Below are 24,394 nucleotides of genomic sequence, written 5' to 3' on the forward strand. Positions count from 1 at the left end.
GTGATGACCGGCGCGCCCGGTGGCAGCCCAGTCGCCCGCGCGACGCGTCGAAGTCTGCGACGGAGCCGGCCCGGCGTGTATCCCACACCCCTTCGCCGCCGCGCCGCGCCGCCTGCTTCACGGCGCTCCGTGCCGGCCTCGGAGGGTAGTGACGGCCGCGCGGCGCGCGCCCCGCCTTGCCCTGCCCCGCGGCGCGCCCTGCCCTGCGATGTGATCCGCCCTGTACGGCGGGCGCCCGGTTCCGCACGGCGCGCCCGGCTCTCGCGGCGGGCGCCGTCCGCGCCCCGCAGCGTCGTCCCGTCACGCCGACGCCCGTGGGGCGGGGGAGAGGCGGGCCGGCCGGAAGTCCGGCCCGCCCGTCCGCGACGGGCGGGTCAGATCACGGGAAGCCGGTCCACCAGCAGGTCCACTCTCCGCCCGGTGTCCTCCGGAGGCAGCCGCCCCGCCCGGGTCAAGGTGGCCAGCCCGTGCAGCGCGGCCCAGAACACCTCGGTGAAGAGCCCGTCCGGGACGGAGTCCCCGGCGACCTCGCCCAGGGTCTCCTGTAGTGCCGCGAACGCGTCCTTCAGTGGCTCCGGGGTGTCCTCCGCCGCGAAGGCCAGGCCGCCGTCGAGCCGGAAGACGGCGTCGTAGACGGCCGGGTTGGACGCGGCGAAATCCAGATAGGCGCGGGCGAGGGCGGTGACCCGGGCGCGAGGCCCCTCTGCCGCCGCGGTCGCGGCCCGCAGTGCCGCGGCCATCTCGGTGGACCCTTCGAGGGCGACGGCGCCGATGATCTCGCGCTTGCCCCGGAAGTGGCTGTAGAGGACGGGCTGGCTGTATTCGATGCGCTCCGCGAGCCGACGGGTGGTCACCGCGTCCCAGCCCTGCTGCTCGGCGAGTTCGCGGGCCGTCGCGACGATGAGGCGCTCCCGGGCCGCCCGCTCTCGCTCCTTGCGTTCCTGAACCGACATGCCTTCGATCCTAGCACCGCTAGACAAGCGAGCCATGGCAGGACTAGCGTTGCCTCATCGGCTAGCAACGCTAGATTCCGGGAGGGACGCCATGCTCGACGCACTCAAGGTCTTCACCACCGTCACCGTCGGCCTGATGGTGGGGGTGGAGTTCTCCGTCGCCTTCGTCATCAACCGCATCCTCGACGCACTCCCCGGCGACAGCGGCCAGCTCGGCCGCGCCCACGGAGGCCGGATGCTCGGCGCCGTGATGCCGGTCTGGTACATCGGCTCACTCGCCCTGAGCGCGGTCTGGGCCGTCGCCGGATGGCACGACTCCGGAGCGCGCCTGGTCGTCACCGCCGCCGCTCTGCTCATCGTCAGCGTGATCATGTCGATCCTGCTGCTCGTCCCGATCAACAACCGGGGCAAGACCTGGACCCCCGAGAACCGGCCCGACGACTGGAAGGAGCAGATGCACCGCTGGGACCGCTTCCACTACGTCCGCGTCGCGATCATCGTCGCCGCGTTCGCCCTGCTGGCCGCCGCACTCCTCTGACCCGCGGGCACCGGCCCCGCCCGCGGCGCACCACGGCGACACGGCCGACTCCGCGTCGCCGTGGTGCGCCGCGGCCCGGGCCGGGCCTCGGGCGGGGCGTCTAGGGCAGGGCTCCGCGGAACCCCGAACGCGGCGGCGACACGGGGCGGGCGAGTGGTGTGCCCGCGGCGGCGCTTGCGGCGGAGCGCGCGCCGTGCCGCCCTCCGGTCCTCGACTCGGCTACGCGGCACGGCGCGTGACGTCCCCCGCCCGCAAACCCCGGGTGGATCGGACTGGTTGACCAGCCGCCACCGGAACTCAACTGGCGGGACGGCTACTTGAGGGAGCGGGCGGGCCGCCGTACCGCACCCGCCATTCCGTCCGGCGCGGGCACCACCCCGCCCGGCACCCGCACCGGCCCGCCCGGCACACCCGCCCGCGCCTGCTGGATCGGCGCACCCGCCCTCGCTCGTTGCGAGGTCCGGAGGCCGGGCGGCCGGGGTGCCCGCCCGCCCCTCAGGACTCCGCGCGATGCCGGGAGCCCGACGCGGAGGCGGGCGCCGGTGTCGGCAGGGGGGCCTGCGCGGCGCGGGTGACGTCCGCGACGACCTCGACGACGTCGGGCCCGTACGCCTGCGAGTTCACCACCTTCAGCAGCAGGACGAAGCTGCTGCCGCCGTGCTTGCGCGCCAGTCGCGCGTGGTTGCGCGCCAGGTAGCGCGTCGCCGCCTGGTTGGTGATCGCCCGCTGCCCGCAGAACAGGAACACCGGTCTCGCCTCCCGGCTCTGACCCGCGGTGAGCCGGGCGAGGAGCACGTACTCGCTCCTGCCCGCCTCCAGGCGATAGCGCTCGCTGCCCACCTGGAAGGCGCCCCGGTCCGGCCCCGGCTCCGCCTCGACGTTGACCCGCACACCCGGCAGCAACGAGTGCAGATGCGCCGCCATCCGCCGGTTCGACGCGGGACCGCCCACACAGAACTCCGTCCGCTCGCCGAAGCCTTGCTGCGTCGCGTCGTGCGCGATGACCTGCGCGTGCGCACCGCAGTCCTTGATCAGTGCCGACAGCTCCAGCAACGCGAACACGTCGTGCCGCATCACCGTCAACTCCGGACCGCCCGCCTCGCGGTTCACCACCAGCAGCGACTCGGAGTTGTCGGGCAGCCCGAAGAACGCCTGCTTGCGCCGGAGGCGGCGCTTCCACAGATAGGTGCGGGCGAGCCAGCCCAGCGCGGCACTGAGGCCGGCCGCCAGCACGCCGAGGACGATGTTGCGCACGTCGTCAGTCATGGGCGCGCATGCTAGCGGTCCCACGGAAGCACGTTCGAGGGGGTCCTGACGCGAGCATGGCATCGACGTTACGCTGCGTGGACGGCTGTCGACTGGAGGTACCGATGCGTCGCCCTGTTGCGCGGAATCTTGCGGTCCTGGCGGTCTCCGCCACCGTCATCACGATCGCCGCCGCCGCACCCCCCACCGCACCCGCACCGCCCCCCAACGCCGCACCCTCCCACGCCAAGACACCCCTCGCCGTCGGCTACGGAGGCGCCGTCGCCAGCGTCGACCAGGACGCCTCCGCCGCCGGCATCGACATCCTGCGAAGAGGTGGCAACGCCGTGGACGCCGCCGTCGCCACCGCCGCCGCCCTCGGCGTCACCGAGCCCTACTCCGCGGGCATCGGAGGCGGCGGCTACCTCGTCTACTACGACGCCGCCTCCCGCACCGTCCACACCATCGACGGCCGCGAGACCGCCCCCCTGACCGCGGACGCCGGACTCTTCCTGGAGAACGGCGAACCCCTCCCCTTCGCCGACGCCGTCACCAGCGGCCTCGGCGTCGGCACACCCGGCACGCCCGCCACCTGGCAGACCGCACTGGACACCTGGGGCACCAAACGCCTCGCCACCGTCCTGCGCCCCGCCCAGCACATCGCCCGCCACGGCTTCACCGTCGACGACACCTTCCGCTCGCAGACCGCCGCCAACCAGGCCCGCTTCGCGAACTTCCCCGCCACCGCACGCCTGTTCCTCCCCGGCGGTGCCCCGCCCGCCGTCGGCAGCACCTTCAAGAACCCCGACCTGGCCCGCACCTACGAGGAACTCGGCAGGAAGGGAACGGACACCCTCTACCGCGGCCGCCTCGCCCGCGACATCGTCACCACCGTCCAGCACCCGCCCGTCGACCCCGCCTCCGGCTACAACGCCCGCCCCGGCCGGCTCTCCACCCGCGACCTCGCCGCCTACGAAGCGAAACGCCAGGCACCCACCACAACCGTCTACCGCGGCCTGCGCGTCCACTCCATCGCACCCTCCTCCTCCGGCGGCACCACCGTCGGCGAAGCCCTCAACATCCTGGAGAACACCGACCTCGCCCGGGCGAGCGAAACCCGCTACCTCCACCGCTTCGTCGAAGCGAGCCGCATCGCCTTCGCCGACCGCGGCCGCTGGCTGGGCGACCCCGCCTTCGAGGACGTCCCCACCAAGGCCCTCCTCACCCAGAAGTACGCCGACTCCCGCGCCTGCCTCATCAAGGACGACGCCGTACTCACCAGCCCCCTCGCCCCCGGCGACCCGAACCACCCCACCCCCTGCACCAGCCGCGGCACCGCCGCCCCGACCACCTACGAGGGCGAGAACACCACGCACCTCACGGTCGCCGACCGGTGGGGCAACGTCGTCTCCTACACCCTCACCATCGAACAGACCGGCGGCAGCGGCATCACCGTCCCCGGCCGCGGCTTCCTCCTCAACAACGAGCTGACCGACTTCTCCTTCACCCCGGCCACCCCCGGCGTCCACGACCCCAACCTGCCCGGACCCGGCAAACGGCCCCGCTCCTCCATCGCGCCGACCATCGTCCTCGACCGCCACGACCGGCCCGTCGTCGCACTCGGCTCACCCGGCGGCTCGACCATCATCACCACCGTCCTGCAGACCCTGACCGAGTTCCTCGACCGCGGCCTCCCCCTCGTCGACGCGATCGCCGCCCCCCGCGCCAGCCAGCGCAACACCGCCCAGACCGACCTCGAACCCGCCCTCTACGACAGCCCCCTCAGAGCGCGGCTGGAAGCCCTCGGCCACTCCTTCAAACCCAACCCCGAGATCGGAGCCGCCACCGGCATCCAGCGACTGCCCCACGGCAAATGGCTCGCCGCGGCCGAGACGACCCGCCGCGGCGGCGGCTCGGCGATGGTCGTACACCCCGCCCCGTAGGCAGACACCGCCTCCAGGAGAAGAACCGGTCTCCGGGGGAAACACCTCCCGGGAGACCACCCTCCGGCGCCCGCGCCCGCCCCCTCCGTGCGGGCCCCCGCTCCGGGGAGAGGACGTACGCGGGGACCGTGTTCCCCGGGGATCGTCCGCTTCCCGGGGACCACCGCTCTGGGGGCGTACGCGGGCAGCCCGCCCTCCCAGGGCCGCCTCACCCGTAGGGGGCGCCCCCCGCCTCCAAAACGGCCACGGACGCACCGGTATTAGAATGGCGCCATGGTGCGCGTCCCCCTGACCCCCGAAGAACGCGAACGCGGCGAGCGTCTCGGCCGGCTGCTGCGCGAAGCGCGCGCCGGCCGCAGCATGGTCGACATCGCCGCGGTGGCCGGCATCTCCGCCGAAACCCTCCGCAAGATCGAGACCGGACGCGCCCCCACCCCCGCCTTCTTCACCGTCGCCGCACTCGCCCGCGCCCTCGGCCTGTCCATGGACGACCTCGTCGTCCGCTGCACCTGGGCGCCCACCCCCTGACGCACCCCGCACCGCCGACCGCGAGCACCGGCACCCCGGCGCCCCCACCCACCCCCGCCGGACCCTCGGCCCCACCCCACCGGCATCTCCCGGCCAAACCCGCCAAACCCCAACACACCCCCAGAGCAGGGGAGTAGGGTCACCCCACATTCGGCGCGCCCGAACCGGAGCACGCCGATGTGATCCATCCCCGAGGGCGCCGCGCCCGCACGAAAACTCCCCGTAGCCGATCCGTAACACGGCTGGTGTTTTCTACCGGACCGGAGCACTCCAGTCGGGCGGGAGTTGAGTGATGACGGTAGAACAACTCCCACAAGCCGCAAGGGAGTTCGCAAGCTACCTCAACGGGCTGATGCAACGGCTCGACCAAGGCGGCGGCTGGTGCGGAATCTTCTGGCAACGCGACCCCGACGGCATGCGCGCCTGCCTCGACGGCTGGGAAACACCCCCCTGGGACGTCGTCCAGGCACTCCTGCACGACCTCGCCGCCGAACACGGCGACCAGGCCACCGCCCAGGAGACCGACCACGCCCGCACCCTGCACCACGCCTCACTCGCCGCCCACGACGCCCGCCCCGGCGCCCGCGACACCCTCCGCGACCGCCTCGACGTCATGCTCCGCGAACAACGCTACGCCGCCGAACGACAGGCCGAACTCACCCGCCTCCTCCACACCGCCACCACCCACCACGACACCGAGACCCTCCGCCTCGACCTCGCCTGGGCCCACGACGACCACGCCCGCGCCACCGCCCGCTGCACCGAACTGCGCCACCGCATCAACCGCCTCGACCACCACCCCACCCCACCCCCACCGGCAGCCCACCCCGCACCCAGCCCCCAACACACCCCCACCACCCCCGGCGACGACCCCCGGCCACCCACCCCACCCGAACCCCCCACCCGGGAGCGGCCCACCGCGCAACGCAAACGCCGCACCCGAGGCAGCGCCCGCTTCGCCGGCATGACCGCACCCGACACCGAACCCACCCCCACACCCGACACCACACCCGCCCACCCCACCCCGACCGCACCCGGCCACCCCACACCCCGCGGCGCCCGCTTCGCCGGCGCCGCCGAACATCCCCCACCCCCACCCGGCCGCCCCACCCACGCCACCCCACCCGACGACGACACCCGCCACCACACCGCACAAGCCGTCGCCACCCTCACCCGGCTCCGCGGCCAGGGCCACAGCGGCGAAGCACACGCCCTGCTCGCCGAAGCCGCCCACTGGCCCGCCGCCCGCTTCCCCCACCTCGCCGCCGAACTCCACCGCCACGGACTCGACGCCGACTGGACCACCCTCCTGTGGGAAGCCGCCTCACTCCCCGCCGACCACCTCGTCGCCGCCGCCGACGCCCTCACCACCGCCGGCCGCACCACCGACGGCCACCAACTGCTCCGCCAGGGCGTCGCCCGCCCCGCCCCGGAGATCGGCAGCACCGCCCTCGCCCTCGCCGACCAAGGCCGCCACCGCGAACTCGCCGCACTCCTCGACGCCTACCTCCGCGTCCGCACCCCCGAGGAAGCCGCCCGCAGCGCCCAGCCCGACCCCCACCGCCTCGTCCCCCTCCTCCTCGACGCGGCCCGCACCATCTCCGACGAAACCCACTGGGACCTCGTCCACGCCCTGCGCGTCGCCGGACACACCACCTGACCACCCCACCCGGCAGCCCCCGCACGCCCTCACCCGCGCACCCCGCCACCACCCGCGCGCATCCACCGAACGGCCCCAACCGCACGGCCACCCGCCCCGTCCTTCACCCGGGAGAGTGGGAAACGTGATCGACTCAGCGGGGTAACGACGACGGTCTTGGCAACGCCCCCCAAGGGGCTTACCTTCGAGCCTCTACCGCCTGTGTCTACGGGCGTAGAGGCTCTCTGACGTCCCGTCGAAGGAGCAGTTCATGGCCAACGTCGTCCGCGCCGCCCTCGTCCAGGCCACCTGGACCGGCGACACCGCATCCATGATCGCCAAGCACGAGGAACACGCCCGCGAGGCAGCCCGCCAAGGCGCCCAGGTCATCGGATTCCAGGAAGTCTTCAACGCCCCCTACTTCTGCCAAGTCCAGGAACCCGAACACTACGACTGGGCCGAACCCGTCCCCGACGGCCCCACCGTCACCCGCATGCGCGACCTCGCCCGCGAAACCGGCATGGTCGTCATCGTCCCCGTCTTCGAGATCGAACAGACCGGCTTCTACTACAACACCGCCGCCGTCATCGACGCCGACGGCACCTACCTCGGCAAATACCGCAAGCACCACATCCCCCAGGTCAAGGGCTTCTGGGAGAAGTACTACTTCAAGCCCGGAAACCTCGGCTGGCCCGTCTTCGACACCGCCGTCGGCAAAATCGGCGTCTACATCTGCTACGACCGCCACTTCCCCGAAGGCTGGCGCCAACTCGGCCTCAACGGCGCCCAACTCGTCTACAACCCCTCCGCCACCTCCCGCGGCCTCTCCGCCCACCTCTGGCAACTCGAACAACCCGCCGCGGCCGTCGCCAACGAATACTTCATCGCCGCCATCAACCGCGTCGGCCAAGAGGAATACGGCGACAACGACTTCTACGGCACCTCCTACTTCGTCGACCCCCGCGGCCAACTCGTCGGCGAACCCGCCAGCGACAAAACCGAGGAACTCGTCGTCCGCGACCTCGACTTCGACCTCATCGAAGAAGTCCGCCAACAATGGGCCTTCTACCGCGACCGCCGCCCCGACGCCTACGAAGGCCTGGTGCAGCCGTGACCGACCTCCACACCCGCCACCAAGCCGTCCTCCCCGACTGGCTCACCCTCTACTACGACCGGCCCATCGAAATCACCCACGGCGAAGGACGCCACGTCTGGGACGCCGACGGCAACAAATACCTCGACTTCTTCGGCGGCATCCTCACCACGATGACCGCCCACGCCCTCCCCGACGTCACCAAAGCCGTCACCGAACAAGCCGGCCGCATCATCCACACCTCGACCCTCTACCTCAACCGGCCGATGGTCGAACTCGCCGAACGCATCGCCCAACTCTCCGGCATCCCCGACGCCCGCGTCTTCTTCACCACCTCCGGCACCGAAGCCAACGACACCGCCCTCCTCCTCGCCACCACCCACCGGCGCAGCAACCAGATCCTCGCCATGCGCAACAGCTACCACGGCCGCTCCTTCAGCTCCGTCGGCATCACCGGCAACACCAACTGGTCACCCACCTCCCTCTCACCCCTCCAAACCCTCTACGTCCACGGCGGCGTCCGCACCCGCGGCCCCTACGCCCACCTCGACGACACCGCCTTCATCAACGCCTGCGTCGCCGACCTCCAGGACCTCCTCGGCCACACCCGCAGCCCCGCCGCCCTCATCGCCGAACCCATCCAAGGCGTCGGCGGCTTCACCGCACCCCCAGACGGCCTCTACGCCGCCTTCCGCGACGTCCTCAACCAACACGGCATCCTCTGGATCGCCGACGAAGTCCAAACCGGCTGGGGACGCACCGGCGACCACTTCTGGGGCTGGCAGGCCCACGCCGCCTCCGGCCCACCCGACATCCTCACCTTCGCCAAAGGCATCGGAAACGGCATGTCCATCGGCGGCGTCGTCGCCCGCGCCGACATCATGAACACCCTCGACGCCAACTCCATCTCCACCTTCGGCGGCTCACCCATCACCATGGCCGCCGGACTCGCCAACCTCACCCACCTCCTCGAACACGACCTCCAAGGCAACGCCCGACGCGTCGGCGGCCTCCTCATCGAACGCCTCCGCGCCATCACCGCCCACCACCCCGCCGTCCGCGAAGTCCGCGGCCGCGGCCTCATGATCGGCATCGAACTCGTCCAACCCGGCACCGACCACGCCGACCCCCGAGCAGCCGCAGCCGTCCTCGAAGCAGCCCGCCGCGAAGGACTCCTCATCGGCAAAGGCGGGGGCCACAACACCAGCGTCCTGCGCATCGCACCACCCCTCACCCTCACCGTCGCCGAAGCCGAACAAGGCGCCGCCATCCTCGAACACGCCCTCGCCACAGCTTCATAACCCCACCACCCCCACCCCCCCCGACACACCCACCCCCCGACACACCCACCCCCACACCACCCCCGACCCGCACCACCGGAAGGAGAGGGAGCATGAGCCGAACCGTCATCCGTGGCGGACTCGTCATCACCGCATCAGACGAGACCCACGCCGACGTCCTGATCGAGGACGGCCGCATCGCCGCCCTCGCCACCACCGGCACCCCCACCACCCAGACCTGGACCGCCGACCACACCATCGACGCCACCGGCAAATACGTCATCCCGGGCGGCGTCGACGCCCACACCCACATGGAACTCCCCTTCGGCGGCACCTTCGCCTCCGACACCTTCGAAACCGGCACCCGAGCCGCCGCCTGGGGAGGCACCACCACCATCATCGACTTCGCCGTCCAAAGCGTCGGCCACTCCCTCCGCGAAGGACTCGACACCTGGAACGCCAAAGCCGACGGCACCTGCGCCATCGACTACGGATTCCACATGATCGTCTCCGACGTCAACGACAACACGCTCAAGGAAATGGACCTGCTCGTCCAGGAAGGAGTCACCTCCTTCAAGCAGTTCATGGCCTACCCCGGCGTCTTCTACAGCGACGACGGCCAGATCCTGCGCGCCATGCAACGCTCCGCCGACAACGGCGGGCTCATCATGATGCACGCCGAGAACGGCATCGCCATCGACGTCCTCGTCGAACAAGCCCTCGCCCGCGGCGAAACCGACCCCCGCCACCACGGCGAAGTCCGCAAAGCCCTCCTCGAAGCCGAAGCCACCCACCGCGCCGTCAAACTCGCCCAAGTAGCCGGCGCACCCCTCTACGTCGTCCACGTCTCCGCCACCCAGGCCCTCGCCGAAATCGCCCACGCCCGTGACGAAGGACTCAACGTCTTCGGCGAAACCTGCCCCCAATACCTCTTCCTGTCGACGGACAACCTCGCCGAACCCGACTTCGAAGGCGCCAAATACGTCTGCAGCACCCCCCTGCGCCCCAAGGAACACCAAGCCGCCCTCTGGCGCGGACTGCGCACCAACGACCTCCAGGTCGTCTCCACCGACCACTGCCCCTTCTGCTTCACCGGCCAGAAGGAACTCGGCCGCGGCGACTTCTCCAAGATCCCCAACGGGCTGCCCGGCGTCGAGAACCGCATGGACCTCCTCCACCAGGCCGTCCTCGACGGACACATCACCCGCCGCCGCTGGATCGAGATCGCCTGCGCCACCCCCGCACGCATGTTCGGCCTCTATCCCAAGAAGGGCACCATCGCCCCCGGCGCCGACGCCGACATCGTCATCTACGACCCCCACGCCGAACAGACGATTTCGGCCGAGACCCACCACATGAACGTCGACTACTCCGCCTACGAGGGCAAACGCGTCACCGGCCAGGTCCAGACCGTGCTCTCCCGCGGCGTACCCGTCATCACCGAGCGGGAGTTCACCGGACGCGCCGGCCACGGCGTCTACACCCCCCGCTCCACCTGCCAGTACCTCCTCTGAGCGACCAGGAGCGGCGCCATGGACTTCGGACTCGTCCTGCAGACAGACCCCCCGGCCTCCCGCGTCGTCGACCTCATGCGACGCGCCGAAGCCAACGGCTTCACCTACGGATGGACCTTCGACTCGGCCGTCCTGTGGCAGGAACCCTTCGTCATCTACAGCCAGATCCTCGCCCACACCGAGAGACTCACCGTCGGCCCGATGGTCACCAACCCCGGCACCCGCACCTGGGAAGTCACCGCCTCCACCTTCGCCACCCTCAACGACATGTACGGCAACCGCACCGTCTGCGGCATCGGCCGCGGCGACTCCGCCATGCGCGTCGCCGGCCGCAAACCCAACACCCTCGCCCGCATCAGCGGCGCCATGAAAGTCATCCGCGCCCTCGCCCGCGGCGACGAAGCGGACCTCGGCGGCACCGTCATCCGCCTCCCCTGGGTCACCCCCGGCGCCCACCTGCCCGTCTGGATGGCCGCCTACGGCCCCAAGGCACTCAAAATGACCGGAGAGGAAGCCGACGGCTTCATCCTCCAACTCGCCGACCTCTACCTCACCGAGTACATGGTCAAAGCCGTCAAGACCGCCGCCGCCGACGCCGGACGCGACCCCGCCGACGTCACCATCTGCGTCGCCGCCCCCGCCTACATCACCGAGGACGACTCACCCGCGGCGCTCGCTCACGCCCGCGACCAATGCCGCTGGTTCGGCGGCATGGTCGGCAACCACGTCGCCGACCTCGTCTCCAAATACGGCGAACACTCCGGCGCCGTCCCCGACGAACTCACCGACTACATCAAGGCCCGCGAAGGCTACGACTACTCACACCACGGACGGGCCGACAACCCCGACACCGCCTTCGTTCCGGACGAGATCATCGACCGGTTCTGCCTGATCGGTCCCGCCGAACGCCACATCGAGAAGCTGAACGCCCTGCGCGAACTGGGAGTCGACCAGTTCGCCGTGTACGACATGCACGACGCCCAGGAAGCCACCATCGACGCCTACGGCAAGACGGTCATTCCCGGCGTCAACGGGCAATGATGGAGGTCTGTCACCTGACAGCCGGCAGCTGATTCTCCTCACCGGTGCTTCCAGGCCCACCCCCGGTTCGCCCCTTCCCGCCGTCCCGGGAAGGGGTTCAGGGCTCTTCCGCGCGCGCCCCGCAGGACGCCTCCTCCGCTCGGCCCCCTGACACCCTTCTGTGATGGGCCTGCCCGGGGCGGAAACGGTCCTTCCGGCAGCCGGCCCGGCCCAGGTCCCGAGGCTGTCCGTGACGACCCGCCTTGGCCCTCCGGGAGTTGCGCTTCTCCGACATCGCCCCGCACGGAACCGGCCGGATGACGGGGACGCTCGCCACCTGCGTCCCCGGGGCTGCGATCAGCTCTCCCCGCCTGGCCGGTCAGGCCTTCCGGCCGTTCTTCAGGGTGTTGACGGCGTCCTTGGCGGCCTTGATCGCGCCCTTGTTGATCTCGTCGGTGCCGGGGGCCTTCTTGGACTCGAAGTCGCTGCCGTTGTAGGTGACGACCACCAGGGCGTTGGAGACCTGGGCGATGACGACGCCTTCGCGGGTCTGCTGCTTGTCCTCGGTGGTGAGGTTGACGACGGAGTAGGCGGAGTCGCCGAGGCCGGGGACGGGTCCGCCGCCGCTCTTGTCGGCGACGCGGTCGTCGTAGGCCTTCCGGGCGGAGGCGTCGGAGTCCTTGATCTCGTACGAGACGTCGAGCCAGCGGTAGTCGAAGTCCTTGAGGGCGTTCCAGGAGCAGGTGCGGCGCAGTGACTTGTCGGTGGAGGCGATCTCCTGGCCGGCGGTCTTGGCTCCGGGGACGAGGCTCTTGATCGAGGCGACGGGCAGGCCGGCGCAGGGTGCGGGGGAGGCGGTGTAGGTCTTCCCGGCCGCGGCGGAAGCCGAGGGCGCCGGTGCGGAGGTGGCGGGTCGGTCCGGTGCCGGGTCGTGCTGGGCGGTGGGGGCCGCGGTGAAGGGGTCGGCGGCGAGTGCCCAGCCGGCTGCGGCGAGCACGGCGACGGGCAGGAGGCGCGCGGTGAGCGCGAGCGGCAGGGGAAGAGAACGCAAGGCGCACTTCTCGTGGGGGACGGTGCGGAGGCGGGTCCGCACTGCGGACGGGACGCCAGTGTCACACGAGTCCCTGTGGTGGGGAAGTGCCAACTCGCTCCGTGCTCGGGTGGTGACGGTGCCGGTCCCGGGGTGGCGGATCGGTGGGCGAAGTGGGGTGATCGGTGCTTTTCGGGTCCTGTGTCGGGCGGGGTGGGAGGGGTCGTGTGCGGGGGTGTCGGGATGGTGGGGCCTGTCCCCAACGGGGCGTGCGCGCCGGGGTGTCCGGTGGTCCGGTTGGTGTCGTCGGGTGGTCTCGGGGCGGGTGCGGGGTGGGCGTGTCATGATCGGCCGATGGTCGGAATGCGTCCGTGGGGCGGTGGGGTGGGTCCGGTGGTGGCCGTCTGTCTGGTGACGGCGGTCGTGAGCGGGTGCGGGGTGTCGGCGGAGCTGGATCGTGAGCGTGATCCGGTGCGCACGGCTGCGCCGGTGCCTGATCCGCGTGCGGTGGGGACGGAGGGATCGGGTCCGCTGCGGATCGAACCGCCGGGTGTTCCGCCGACCGCGCCGTCGGGTGCGGGTGCGGGGTGTCCGGCGTCGGGGCTGCGGTTCGGGGCGGGGCCGGTCAACGCGGCGATGGGGCTGCGGGCGATGACGCTGACGCTCACCAACTGCGGGAGCCGGCCCTACGAGCTGGACGGCCGTCCGCGAGTCGCCGCGGTGCTGGGTCCTCGGGGTGCGCCGATCGGGGGTGTGCGGGTGGTGGCGGGGACGGACGAGGTTCCGATGGCGCCCCGGGATCCGGACGCGAAGCCGTTCACGCTGGCGCCGGGCGAGCGCGCCAGTGCGGGGTTGTACTGGCGGATGGCCGCCGAGGACGGGGTCGCTCTGCGGGTGGCCCCGGGGGCCGACGGGGCGGTGGTCACGCTGCGGTTGGAGGACGCGTGGGACATCGGTCCGCGCAACACGCTGGGTGTGGGGGCGTGGCGGCGGGCGGACTGATCGTGGGCGGCAAGTGCCATAGTCGAAAGCGGAGTTGATTCTTCCGTGGAGTGGGGTGGCAGGCATGTTCACGACGCGTCCGACGCTTCAGGGCACCTTCGGGATGGTGTCCTCGACGCACTGGCTGGCCTCGCAGTCGGCGATGGCGGTCCTGGAGGACGGCGGGAACGCCTTCGACGCGGCGGTGGCGGCCGGTTTCGTGCTGCATGTCGTCGAGCCGCATCTGAACGGTCCGGCGGGAGAGGTTCCGGTGCTCCTCGCTCCGGCGGGCGGCGCGGTGCGGGTGCTGTGCGGGCAGGGTGTGGCGCCGGCGGGCGCGACGGTCGCGCACTACCGGGGGCTCGGTCTGGACCTGGTCCCGGGGACGGGGCCGCTGGCCGCCGCGGTGCCGGGGGCGTTCGACGCGTGGATGGTGCTGCTGCGCGATCACGGCACCCGGACGCTCGCGCAGGTCCTGAAGTACGCCGTTGGGTACGCGGAGGACGGGCACGCGCCCGTGGAGCGTGTCGGGCAGACGGTGGAGGCCGTGCGGGAGCTGTTCGAGACGGAGTGGACGTCGTCGGCGGAGGTGTATCTGCCGGGGGGCCGGGCGCCGCGGCCGGGGGAGTTGTTCCGCAATCCGGTGCTGGCGGCGACGTGGCGGCGGCTGCTGGACGAGGTCGCGGGTGCGGGGAGCCGGGTGGCGGAGATCGACGCGGCGCGGGAGGTGTGGCGTTCGGGGTTCGTGGCGCGGGCGCTGGTGCGGCAGGCGGGGCGGCCGACGCTGGACACGAGCGGGGAGCGGCACGCGGGGGTGCTGGGGGCGGCGGATCTGGCGGGCTGGTCGGCGACGTACGAGGATCCGGTGACGTTCGACTGGAGGGGCTGGACGCTGTGCAAGGCGGGTCCGTGGAGTCAGGGGCCGGTGCTGTTGCAGCAGTTGGCGCTGCTTCCGCGGGAGTTGCCCGCGTACGGGTCGGCGGCGTACGTGCATCTGCTGGTGGAGGGCTGCAAGCTCGCGATGGCGGACCGGGAGGCCTGGTACGGGGATGTGCCGGGGGTGCCGCTCGGTGAGCTGCTGTCGGAGGGGTACAACGCGGGCCGGCGGGCGCTGGTGGGGGAGCGGGCGTCGACGGTGCTGCGGCCGGGGCGTCCGGGCGGGCGGGAGCCGCGGTTGAGCGCGTACGCGCGGGCGGTGGCGTCGGGGGAGGCGGGTTTCGGTGCGCCGGGGCTGCCGGGGCTGCCGGGGGCGGGGGAGCCGACGGTGGGGGCGGACGGGGGGACGCGGGGCGACACGTGCCATGTGGACGTGGTGGACCGCTGGGGGAACATGGTGGCGGCGACGCCGAGCGGCGGCTGGCTGCAGTCCAATCCGGTGGTGCCGGAGCTGGGTTTCCCGCTGGGGACGCGGCTTCAGATGGCGTGGCTGGAGGAGGGGCTGCCGAATGCGCTGGTGCCGGGGCGGCGGCCGCGTACGACGCTGACGCCGTCGCTGGCGTTGCGGGACGGGGTGCCGGTGCTGGCGTTCGGTACGCCGGGCGGTGATCAGCAGGATCAGTGGCAGATGCAGTTCCTCCTGTCGGTGGCGGGGCGGTCCCGGGTGCGGGGTGGGCTGGATCTTCAGGGGGCGTTCGATGCTCCGGGCTGGCACACCGACGGTTTTCCGGGGTCGTTCTTTCCGCGGGGGATGCGTCCGGGGTCGCTGACGGTGGAGTCACGGATGGACGCGGGGGTGGTGGAGGAGTTGCGGGCCCGGGGTCATGCGGTGACGGTCGCGGGGGCGTGGACGGAGGGGCGGTTGTGCGCGGTCGCCCGGGATCCCGAGACGGGGGTGCTGTCGGCGGCGGCCGACGCGCGGGGGATGCAGGGGTATGCGGTGGGCCGGTGACCGTCCGTCGTGGGAGAGGTGTCGCCGGCACCGGGAATTCATGGGGATTCCACCCGGAGTACCCGGGTGGGGCGGGGATTGTCAGTGGGGCGTGCTGTCATGGAGCCATGATCGAAGACATCGAAACCATCGACGAGTTTCTCGCGCACCGTGCGTCCGACGTGGAGGAAGTGGTCCGGCGGGCGGCCGCGGCCGAGATCATGCCCCGGTTCCGGCAGTTGGCGGCGCACGAGATCGACCAGAAGTCCGGGCCGCACGACCTGGTGACGGATGCCGACCGGAAGGCCGAGGAGTTCCTGACCGGGGCGCTGGCCGCGCTGCTGCCCGGTTCGGTCGTGGTGGGGGAGGAGGCGGTGCACGCGGACCCCGCGCGGTACGGCGCGATCGGGGGTTCGGCGCCGGTCTGGATCGTCGACCCGGTCGACGGGACGCGGCAGTTTGTGCACGGCGACCCGGGGTTCTGCACGCTGGTGGCGCTGGTGCTGGACGGCGTGGTGCGCGCGTCGTGGACGTACGCGCCGGCGCGGGAGGAGTTCGCGACCGCGATACGGGGCGGGGGCGCGGTGCTGGACGGGGTGCCGTTGAGGTCCGGTGAACCGGTGCCGGGCCGTGATCTGGATGTCGCCACCTCGCACCCGGACTACACGACGGACGAGCAGAAGCGTGCGCTGCTGGGCTTGCGGGTGGAGGGGGTCGTGGCGCGCCCGTGCGGGTCTGCGGGTCTGGAGTATCTGGCGGTGGCGCGCGGGGAGTTGGATGCGACGGCGTTCTCGTGGGAGGCGGCGTGGGATCACGCGGCGGGGCTGCTGCTGGTGGAGGAGGCGGGGGGCGCTCATCTGACGGTCGGGGGTGAGCCGTTCCGGGTGACCGGGGGGAACGCGCTGCCGTTCACGGCGGCCCGTGACGAGGCGACGGCCCGTCGGGTGGTGGAGCTGCTGGCGGCGTCGTCCGGCCGGGTGGCGTCGGGGGCCTGAGGCGGGGCGCGGGAGCCGCGGGGCCGGGTTGTCCCGGCGGGCCGGTCGGTCCGTGGGAGTGGCCGGAGGGGGTGCGGCGGCCGGGGTGGCGCGGGGGTGTGCGGCGGTCGGGCCCGTGGGGGTGTCAGGCCGGCGGCATATCCTGAACGTCAGTGGCCGCCGGCTGACGAAGGAGTCCGAAGGTGCCGTCGATGCTCGATGCGGTTGTGGTGGGTGCGGGGCCGAACGGTCTGACGGCGGCCGTGGAGCTGGCCCGCAGGGGGTTCTCCGTGGCCGTGTTCGAGGCGCGGGGCACGGTGGGCGGGGGTGCGCGGACCGAGGAGCTGACGCTTCCGGGGTTCCGGCACGATCCGTGTGCGGCGGCGCATCCGCTGGGGGTGAACTCGCCGGCGTTCCGCGCGATGCCGCTGGAGCGGTACGGGCTGGAGTGGCTGCACGCGCGGCTGCCGATGGCGCATCCCTTCCTCGACGGTTCGGCGGCGGTGCTGGCGCGGTCGGTGGCCGAGACGGCGGCTTCGTTCGGGCCGCGTGACGCGGGTGCCTACCGGCGGCTGGTGACGCCGTTCCTGGCGAAGTGGGACACGCTGGCGCGGGACTTCATGTCGCTGCCGCTGAGTTCGCTGCCCCGGGACCCGGTGACGCTGGCCCGGTTCGGGCTGGCGGGGCTGCCGCCGTCGACGTGGCTGATGCGCCGTTTCCGCGAGGAGCGGGCGCAGGCGTTGTTCGCGGGGCTGGTGGCGCATGTCATCGCGCCGCTCGGGGGGATCGGCACGGGCGCGGTGGGGCTGGTGTTCGCGCTGGCCGCGCATGCCCGGGGGTGGCCGGTGGCGCGCGGGGGGTCGCAGGCGGTGTCGGACGCGCTGGCGGCGTATCTGGTGGATCTCGGCGGCGCGGTGCACACGGATTTCGAGGTGAAGCGGCTGGACGATCTGCCGCCGGCGCGGGCGTATGTGTTCGACACCTCGCCGACGGCTCTGGCGCGGATCGCCGGGCTGGGCCGGTACTGCGAGGGCTACCGGTACGGGGCGGGTGTCTTCAAGGTCGACTACGCGCTGGACGGTCCGGTGCCGTGGACGGCGCCGGAGGCGCGGGAGGCGGGGACGGTGCAGGTGGGGGCGGGCCGGGCGGAGATCAGCCGGGCGCTGCGGGCGGCGTCGCGTGAGGGGCGGGCGCCCGAGGCGCCGTTCCTGATCACCGTGCAGCCGAGTGTCGTGGATCCGTCGCGGGCCCCGGCGGGCCGGCAGGTGTTCTGGGCGTACGGTCATGTGCCCAACGGGTGGACCGGGGATCTGACGGAGTCGATCGAGCGGCAGGTGGAGCGGTTCGCGCCGGGCTTCCGTGACCGGGTCCTGGCGCGGGCGACCGCGGGCCCGCCCGAGTTGGCGGCCCGGGACGCCAACTACGTGGGAGGTGACATCGCCTGCGGGGCGGCGTCCGGTCTGCAACTGCTGTTGCGGCCGCGGCTGTCGGCGTTCCCGTACCGCACGCCGCATCCGGCGGTGTTCCTGTGCTCGTCGGCCACGCCGCCGGGGCCGGGGGTGCACGGCATGTCGGGTCACAACGCGGCGAAGGCCGTGTGGAGGAGGCTGCGGTCATGACGCTGATCACGCTGGTGCTCGGGGACATCACCCGGCAGAGCGCCGATGCGCTGGTGAACGCGGCGAACTCCTCGCTGCTGGGCGGCGGCGGGGTGGACGGGGCGATCCACCGGCGGGGTGGCCCCGCGATCCTCGCGGACTGCCGCCGGCTGCGTGCGGGCCATCTGGGCCGGGGACTGGCGACCGGCGGGGCGGTCGCCACCACGGCGGGGGAGCTGGACGCACGCTGGGTGATCCACACGGTCGGCCCGCGGTGGGCCCGGGACGAGGACCGCTCGGAGCTGCTCGTGTCGTGCTACCGGGAGTCGCTGCGGGTCGCCGACGAGTTGGGCGCCCGCACGGTCGCCTTCCCGGCGGTGTCCGCGGGCATCTACGGCTGGCCGGTGGACGACGCGGCGCGGATCGCGGTGGAGACGGTGCGCGCGGCGAGGACCGGGGTGGAAGAGGTGCGGTTCGTGTTGTTCGACGAGGCGGCGTACGCGGCGTTCGCGGCGCGGCTGTGACGTCCGCGCCGGTCGGGGGTGGCGGCCGGGGCCGTCGGGAGCCGGGGAGTGGGCGCCGGCGGGGCGGGGTCGGAGGTGGAGGTCGACGACGAGGGGCCGGTGGTCGGAGACGGGGGTGCGGTGTGGCCGCGGCGATGACGGCGCCGGGGCGGACTCCGGTGGCGAGGCGGACGGTCGCGGGGTGCTCGCGGGCGGGGCGGTCGGCCTCGGGCACTGTCATGGGCGTGACCGTACCGGAGGGCGGCGCGGGGGACGGTGCGGGTGGCGGGGCCGGGCCGGGGCTCAGGCGGGCGCCGGCCCGGGTGGTTCGTCGCCGTGCAGGAGGCCGCGCAGGGCTTCCTCCTCGCGGGGGCTGAGCGCGGTCACGAAGTGCTGGAGGGCGGCGATCGGGTCGGGGCCGCGGTCGAGGGCCTCGCGCATGGCGGCGGCGGTCAGTTCGGCCGCGTTCTTGACGGGCCGGTAGGCGCCGCGCCGGCCGTCCACGTCGCGCAGCACGAGCCCTTTGTCGTAGAGGCGTTTGAGGATGGTGTGCACGGTGTTGTAGGCGAGGGGGCCGTCGATCCGTGTCTGGATCTCCGCCGGGGTGAGCGCGCTGTCGGTGGCCCACAGGGCGGCGAGCACCTCGCTCTCCAGCATGCCCGCACTGCGCCGTCGGGGTGGTCTGTCGGGGCCCGTCCCAGCCATGCCCCTCACCTTACAGCGCGTAGGGGCGCCGGCGGTTCGGCCGGGGCGCGGTGCGGGGGCGGGGTGGGCGGCCCGGTGGGGGCGGGTGTCGAGGGGCTCGCCCGGTTGCCCGTCCTGCCCGGCGACTTGTGGCGGTGCGCGATAGCTTGTCGCATATTTCCCTGACTCTTACCCGGTCCGGATGGAGCGCGGTGCGGCCTGACCCTACGGTGTGTAGGGCTGAAGGGAGGGCGATGCCCAGGACCCAGAACGTGCCCCTGCTCGGTGCCCGGCGACGCGGACCGGCCACCGCCCCCGCCCCGCCCGCACCGCGCCCGCACCCCACCGGCACGGCACCGGCCGCCCTCGTCGCGGTCGCCTTCACCCTCGCCCAACTCTTCCTCGTCACACCGTCGATGGGGCTGGGCTGGGACGAGACGGTCTACGTCGGCCAGGTGTCCGGGCACGCCCCGGCGGCCTTCTTCAGCGCCCCGCGCGCCCGCGGCGTGTCCGTGCTGGTGGCGCCGATCGCCGCCTGGTCCTCGTCGACGGCCGTACTGCGGGTGTATCTCGCCGTCCTGTCCGGACTCGCGCTGTTCGTGGCCCTGCGGGCGTGGCGCGGACTGTTCCCCGCACGCGTGCTCGCCGTCGCGGGCGCCCTCTTCGCGAGCCTGTGGGTGACCCTCTTCTACGGCCCGCAGGCCATGCCCAACTACTGGGTCGCCGTCGGCGCGCTGGCGTGCGCCGGCTGCTTCCTGCGCGCCGCCGCGGACCCGGCCGACCGGCGTGCGCTGTGGGGACTCGGCCTGAGCGCCGCGCTGATGACGCTGATGCGTCCCACCGACGCCGTCTGGGCGACCCTGCCGCTGCCGGTCGCCGCCGCGGCCGTCCCGCGCCTGCGGCGGCTGCGGCCCGTCCTGGTCCTCGCCGCGGGCCTGCTGGCGGGCGGCGCCCAGTGGGTCGTCGAGGCGTACACCGGCTACGGCGGCCTCGGGCAGCGGCTCGCCGACGCCTCCCGCATCCAGGGCGGCCTCGGCTGGAACATCGCCGTCCTCGACCAGGCCCGCAGTCTCGGCGGGCGGGCCCTGTGCCGGCCGTGCGCCGGAGACCTGCCGGGCCCGGCGACGACGCTGTGGTGGTTCGCGCTGCCGCTGGCCGCCGCCCTGGCCGTCGTCCTCGCCGTCCGTGCCCGGCGCCCCGCGGCGACCGTGCTGCTCGTCGCGTGCGCGGCGACCGCCGCACTGCCCTACCTCTTCATGATCGGATACGCCGCCCCGCGCTTCCTGCTGCCCGCCTACGCCCTCCTCGCGATCCCCGTCGCCGACGTCGTCGTCCGCCTGGCCACCCGCCCCGGCGGGGCCGTGCGCCCGGTGGCCGCGACCCTGGTCGCCCTCGCCCTCGCCGCCCACCTCGCCGTCCAGTTCGCCGTCCTGCAGGACACCGTGCGCCGCACCACGGACGCGCACCGGGGCTGGGCGGCGACCGCGGCCGAACTCCACCGGCTCGGCGTACGGCCCCCCTGCCGGCTGACCGGCCACCAGGCCATCCCCGTCGCCTTCTACGCCCGCTGCGCCGCCCTCGCCTCCAGCGGACACAACGCCAACACCACCGCACAGGGCCTGGCCCGCGCCGCCCGCACCCTGCCCTTCGCCGTCGTCACCGCCCCGGGCAAGCCCCCGCCCTCCTACGCCCGCGCGTGGACCCCGCACCGGGCGGGCGGCCTCGACGTCTACGTGTCCCCCCGCACCGCGAGCCGGGCCCCGTGACCCTCCCGCCCGCCGCCCCGCCCCCGTCGCCGCCGCCACGGTCGGCGGGCGGCACCCGGACGGACGGCGGCGGCACACCCGCCACCGTCACCCCCGCGCCGCCCGCCGCCCCGGACCCGGCCCGCCCGGCGCCCGGACCGGGCACCTCGCGGCGCGCCGCGAGGCACATCCCCTGGCAGGCCGGGATCTCCCTCCTCGTGCTGGCATGCGCCGGCTGGCTCGCCCACCGGCACTGGCCCGCCGTCGCCGCGGGCGCCGGCCGCCTCGCGGGCGCCGACCCGGGCTGGCTGCTGGTCGCCGCCACCGCGGCCGGCGGGACCTGGGCCGCCTCGGCACTGGCCCAGCAGGGCGCGACGACGACGCCGTTACCCCGAGGGCGGCTGCTCGCCGTGCAGTTCGCCGCCGCCTCCGCCAACCACGTGCTGCCCTCCGGGTTCGGAGCGAGCGCCGTCAACCTGCGCTTCCTGACCCGCTGCGGGCTGCCCGTCCCGCGCGCCGCCACCGCGCTGGCCGTCAAGGGCGGTGCCGGCGCCGTCTCGCGCGGCTGCCTGATCGCCCTGCTCGGCCTGACCTGCCCCGGCGCGCTCCGGATCCCCCGGGTGACGGCGGACGCGTGGACGATGGCCGGCTGCACCGCCGCCGTCGTCCTGGCGGCCGGCACCGCCGTCCTGCTGACCGCACCGGCCCGCCGCGCCCTGCGGCGCCTGCTGGCCGACGTGCGGGCCGTGCACGAACGGCCCGCACGGGCAGCCGCCCTGTGGGGCGGCTCCCTCGCCTCCCCCGCCCTGCACTGCGCCGTCGTCGTCGCCGTCACCCAGGCCGTCGGCCTGCCGCTGCCGCCCGCTCGGGCCGCGCTCGCCTTCCTCGCCGCGAGCAGCGCCGCCGTCCTGCTGCCCACTCCCGGCGTCGTCGGCTCGCTCGACGCCGCCCTGGCCCTCGCCCTCATCCTCGCGGGCGCGCCCCCGAGCGCCGCGGCGTCCACGGTCCTCGGATACCGGCTCCTGACCAGCTGGCTCCCCCTGGTGCCCGGACTGCTGACCCTCGGAGCGCTGATCCGGCGCCGCGTCGTGTGACACGACACGACGCCCCCGGTACGCGCGGCCCCTGGGGCGCGGGCTCGCCTGCTCCGGGTACGTGCGGTTCCCGGCGCGCGGGCTCGCCTTCGGGTCCGTGGGGTGCCTGGCGAGCGGGCACGGCCGCTTCGGGCATGTGCGTCTCCCGGCGTACGGGCTCGCCTTCGGGTACGTGCGGCTCCCGGCACACGGCGCGCCTGCTCGGGCACGCGCTGCTCCCGGCAGCCGGGCCCGCCTGCTTCCGGTGCGCGGGGCGCCCGGCCGGGGAGCGCCCTCGGCCGGGGCCCGGCTCCCCGCCGCCTCGGCCCTGGTCACGTGTGCGGCTCCGGGCCGCCTGCCGCCGGGCACCCACGCCCCGGTCACCCACGCGATCGCGCCGCGCCTGCTCCCGGACGTGTGCCGCGCCCGGGCCGCCCCGCCCGGGGCCGCCGCCCGCGAGACGGCCCGTTCCCGGCGCAGACCCGCCCCGCACCACGCCGCGCGCACGGGCGCGATCCACCCGCGTGCGAGCCCCCGCGCCGTGCCGCACCCGGCGCGGCCCGCCGAAGGCAGATGTCGGATTCCCGCCAGCCCGGCCCCGCCCGGTGACCGATGCTGGAGCCATGTCGAACGGGATGCACCTGGACACCGAGCGCTGTGCGCGCGCCGTCCGGTCGAAGGACGCGCGCTTCGACGGATGGTTCTTCACCGCGGTCACCACCACCGGGATCTACTGCCGGCCGAGCTGTCCGGTCGTCCCGCCGAAGCCGCAGAACATGGTCTTCCACCCGAGCGCGGCGGCCTGCCAGCAGGCCGGTTTCCGGGCCTGCAAACGCTGCCGGCCCGACACCAGCCCCGGGTCGCCCGAGTGGAACCACCGCGCCGACCTGGTCGCCCGCGCCCTGCGGCTGGTCGACGACGGTGTCGTCGACCGCGAGGGCGTGACCGGCCTGGCCGCCCGCCTCGGCTACAGCACCCGCCAGATCGAACGGCAGCTGCTCGCCGAACTGGGCGCCGGGCCCCTCGCGCTCGCCCGCGCCCGGCGCGCCCGGACCGCCCGGCTGCTCGTCGAGACGACGCGGCTGCCGATGGCCGAGATCGCCTTCGCCGCCGGCTTCTCCTCGATCCGCGCCTTCAACGACACCGTCCGCGAGGTGTTCGCCCTGCCGCCGAGCGCCCTGCGAGCCCGCCTGCCCGGACGGCCCCCCGCTGCGGCGCCCGCGCCCGGCACCTTGAACCTCCGCCTCCCCTTCCGCGCCCCGCTCCATCCCGACAACCTCTTCGGGCACCTCGCCGCCACCGCCGTCCCCGGGGTGGAGGAGTGGCGCGACGGCGCCTACCGGCGGACCCTGCGCCTGCCGTACGGGCACGGCATCGTCGCCCTGACGCCGATGCCCGACCACGTCGCGTGCCGGCTCGCGCTCGGCGATCCGCGCGACCTGCCCGTCGCGGTCAGCCGCTGCCGCCGCCTGCTCGACCTGGACGCCGACCCCGTCGCCGTCGACGACCGGCTGCGGGCGGACCCGCTGCTCGCGCCCCTCGTCGACAAGGCGCCCGGACGCCGGGTGCCGCGGACCGTCGACGAGGCCGAGTTCGCCCTGCGGGCCGTACTGGGGCAGCAGGTCTCCACGGCCGCGGCCCGCACCCACGCCGCCCGCCTGGTCACCGCGCACGGCGACCGTGTGGACGACCCCGAGGGCGGCCTCACCCACCTCTTCCCCACACCCGCCGCGCTCGCCTCGCTCGACCCCGCCTCGCTCGCGCTGCCCCGCAGCCGCCGGACCACCTTCACCACCGTCGTGGCGGAACTCGCCGGCGAACGCCTCCACCTGGGGGTGGAGAGCGACTGGACCGAGGTCCGGCAGCGGCTGCTCGCCCTGCCCGGGTTCGGGCCGTGGACGGTCGAGGTGATCGCGATGCGGGCGCTCGGCGACCCGGACGCCTTCCTGCCCACCGACCTCGGAATCCGGCACGCCGCGCGCGACCTCGGCCTGCCGTCCACGCCCGCGGCGCTCACCGCCAGGGCCGCCGCCTGGCGGCCCTGGCGGGCCTACGCCGTCCAGTACCTGTGGGCGACGGCCGACCACCCGGTCAACGTCCTGCCCGCCTGACACCCGTGCGGGCATCCCCGCCCGCGCCCCCGGCTCGGCCCGCCCGGCCGTCCCCGGCCACCACCACGGAGCAAG

Annotated in this window: 20 protein-coding genes; 16 read left to right on the top strand and 4 right to left on the bottom strand. The window is 73.7% G+C overall.

The genetic code is table 11. The features are described from left to right. Positions 1-374 precede the first annotated feature (374 nt). Positions 375-953, bottom strand: a complete 579-nt coding sequence (locus ACGFS9_RS15080) for a TetR/AcrR family transcriptional regulator (protein ID WP_393253400.1) — start codon at positions 951-953, stop codon at positions 375-377. Positions 954-1,044: 91 nt separating this feature from the next. Between ACGFS9_RS15080 and ACGFS9_RS15085 the strand changes: the two genes are divergently transcribed. Next, entirely contained in the window at positions 1,045-1,491 is a 447-nt protein-coding gene (locus ACGFS9_RS15085; RefSeq protein ID WP_393253401.1) for an anthrone oxygenase family protein, read from the top strand. A 495-nt stretch (positions 1,492-1,986) separates the two neighbouring features. Here ACGFS9_RS15085 and ACGFS9_RS15090 read toward each other — a convergent pair whose 3' ends face one another. Next, complete coding sequence (locus ACGFS9_RS15090; RefSeq protein WP_393253402.1) at positions 1,987-2,757, bottom strand: hypothetical protein; 771 nt, start codon at positions 2,755-2,757, stop codon at positions 1,987-1,989. Between the two features lie 104 nt (positions 2,758-2,861). Between ACGFS9_RS15090 and ggt the strand changes: the two genes are divergently transcribed. From ggt to ACGFS9_RS15125, 7 genes are all read left to right on the top strand, one after another. Then, a complete protein-coding gene (gene ggt / locus ACGFS9_RS15095; protein ID WP_393253404.1) occupies positions 2,862-4,679 on the top strand; it encodes a gamma-glutamyltransferase in 1,818 nt (605 codons plus the stop codon). A 273-nt stretch (positions 4,680-4,952) separates the two neighbouring features. Continuing rightward, positions 4,953-5,207: a helix-turn-helix domain-containing protein gene (locus ACGFS9_RS15100; RefSeq protein WP_393253405.1), complete on the top strand. Its 255-nt coding sequence runs from the start codon at positions 4,953-4,955 to the stop codon at positions 5,205-5,207. A gap of 292 nt (positions 5,208-5,499) precedes the next feature. Continuing rightward, entirely contained in the window at positions 5,500-6,867 is a 1,368-nt protein-coding gene (locus tag ACGFS9_RS15105) for a hypothetical protein (RefSeq protein WP_393253406.1), read from the top strand. A gap of 250 nt (positions 6,868-7,117) precedes the next feature. Continuing rightward, the gene (locus ACGFS9_RS15110) at positions 7,118-7,960 is read left to right on the top strand and encodes a nitrilase-related carbon-nitrogen hydrolase (RefSeq protein WP_393253408.1); all 843 of its coding nucleotides are present in this window, start codon (positions 7,118-7,120) and stop codon (positions 7,958-7,960) included. Further along, complete coding sequence (locus ACGFS9_RS15115) at positions 7,957-9,240, top strand: aspartate aminotransferase family protein (protein ID WP_393253409.1); 1,284 nt, start codon at positions 7,957-7,959, stop codon at positions 9,238-9,240. The genes ACGFS9_RS15110 and ACGFS9_RS15115 overlap by 4 nt, the downstream gene beginning before the upstream one ends. A 92-nt stretch (positions 9,241-9,332) precedes the next feature. Continuing rightward, positions 9,333-10,733, top strand: a complete 1,401-nt coding sequence (gene hydA / locus ACGFS9_RS15120) for a dihydropyrimidinase (RefSeq protein WP_393253411.1) — start codon at positions 9,333-9,335, stop codon at positions 10,731-10,733. A gap of 18 nt (positions 10,734-10,751) precedes the next feature. After that, positions 10,752-11,774 carry a TIGR03842 family LLM class F420-dependent oxidoreductase gene (locus ACGFS9_RS15125; RefSeq protein ID WP_393253412.1) on the top strand — a complete coding sequence of 341 codons (1,023 nt, stop codon included), beginning with the start codon at positions 10,752-10,754 and terminating at the stop codon, positions 11,772-11,774. A 358-nt stretch (positions 11,775-12,132) separates the two neighbouring features. On the opposite strand, the gene ACGFS9_RS15130 is transcribed toward ACGFS9_RS15125, so the two are convergent. Then, the gene (locus ACGFS9_RS15130) at positions 12,133-12,804 is read right to left on the bottom strand and encodes a hypothetical protein (RefSeq protein ID WP_393253413.1); all 672 of its coding nucleotides are present in this window, start codon (positions 12,802-12,804) and stop codon (positions 12,133-12,135) included. Between the two features lie 342 nt (positions 12,805-13,146). On the opposite strand from ACGFS9_RS15130, the gene ACGFS9_RS15135 reads away from it, so the two are divergent. From ACGFS9_RS15135 to ACGFS9_RS15155, 5 genes are all read left to right on the top strand, one after another. After that, the gene (locus ACGFS9_RS15135; protein WP_393253487.1) at positions 13,147-13,785 is read left to right on the top strand and encodes a DUF4232 domain-containing protein; all 639 of its coding nucleotides are present in this window, start codon (positions 13,147-13,149) and stop codon (positions 13,783-13,785) included. A gap of 64 nt (positions 13,786-13,849) precedes the next feature. Beyond that, a complete protein-coding gene (locus ACGFS9_RS15140; protein WP_393253414.1) occupies positions 13,850-15,652 on the top strand; it encodes a gamma-glutamyltransferase family protein in 1,803 nt (600 codons plus the stop codon). A gap of 107 nt (positions 15,653-15,759) precedes the next feature. Beyond that, positions 15,760-16,626 (top strand): inositol monophosphatase family protein, encoded by an 867-nt coding sequence (locus ACGFS9_RS15145; protein WP_393253415.1) that lies wholly within the window; start codon positions 15,760-15,762, stop codon positions 16,624-16,626. 191 nt (positions 16,627-16,817) lie between these two features. Further along, positions 16,818-18,224 (top strand): phytoene desaturase family protein, encoded by a 1,407-nt coding sequence (locus ACGFS9_RS15150; protein WP_393253416.1) that lies wholly within the window; start codon positions 16,818-16,820, stop codon positions 18,222-18,224. After that, entirely contained in the window at positions 18,221-18,727 is a 507-nt protein-coding gene (locus ACGFS9_RS15155; RefSeq protein WP_393253417.1) for an O-acetyl-ADP-ribose deacetylase, read from the top strand. Before ACGFS9_RS15150 ends, ACGFS9_RS15155 begins: the two co-directional genes overlap by 4 nt. Positions 18,728-19,009: 282 nt before the next feature. Here the strand turns inward: ACGFS9_RS15155 and ACGFS9_RS15160 are convergent, their stop codons facing one another. After that, positions 19,010-19,411 (bottom strand): BlaI/MecI/CopY family transcriptional regulator, encoded by a 402-nt coding sequence (locus ACGFS9_RS15160; RefSeq protein WP_393253418.1) that lies wholly within the window; start codon positions 19,409-19,411, stop codon positions 19,010-19,012. 233 nt (positions 19,412-19,644) lie between these two features. Here ACGFS9_RS15160 and ACGFS9_RS15165 point away from each other — a divergent pair, with 233 nt between their 5' ends. The 3 genes from ACGFS9_RS15165 (at position 19,645) to ACGFS9_RS15175 (ending at position 24,319) form a co-directional block, all read left to right on the top strand. Beyond that, positions 19,645-21,156 (top strand): hypothetical protein, encoded by a 1,512-nt coding sequence (locus ACGFS9_RS15165; RefSeq protein WP_393253419.1) that lies wholly within the window; start codon positions 19,645-19,647, stop codon positions 21,154-21,156. A 167-nt stretch (positions 21,157-21,323) separates the two neighbouring features. Next, positions 21,324-22,229, top strand: a complete 906-nt coding sequence (locus ACGFS9_RS15170) for a lysylphosphatidylglycerol synthase domain-containing protein (protein ID WP_393253489.1) — start codon at positions 21,324-21,326, stop codon at positions 22,227-22,229. Between the two features lie 602 nt (positions 22,230-22,831). Further along, positions 22,832-24,319 carry an AlkA N-terminal domain-containing protein gene (locus tag ACGFS9_RS15175; RefSeq protein WP_393253420.1) on the top strand — a complete coding sequence of 496 codons (1,488 nt, stop codon included), beginning with the start codon at positions 22,832-22,834 and terminating at the stop codon, positions 24,317-24,319. The last annotated feature ends 75 nt before the right edge of the window (positions 24,320-24,394 follow it).

Origin of the sequence: Streptomyces sp. NPDC048566 (genome assembly GCF_043199735.1) — a bacterium.
In the GTDB taxonomy this organism is placed as follows: Bacteria; Actinomycetota; Actinomycetes; order Streptomycetales; family Streptomycetaceae; genus Streptomyces.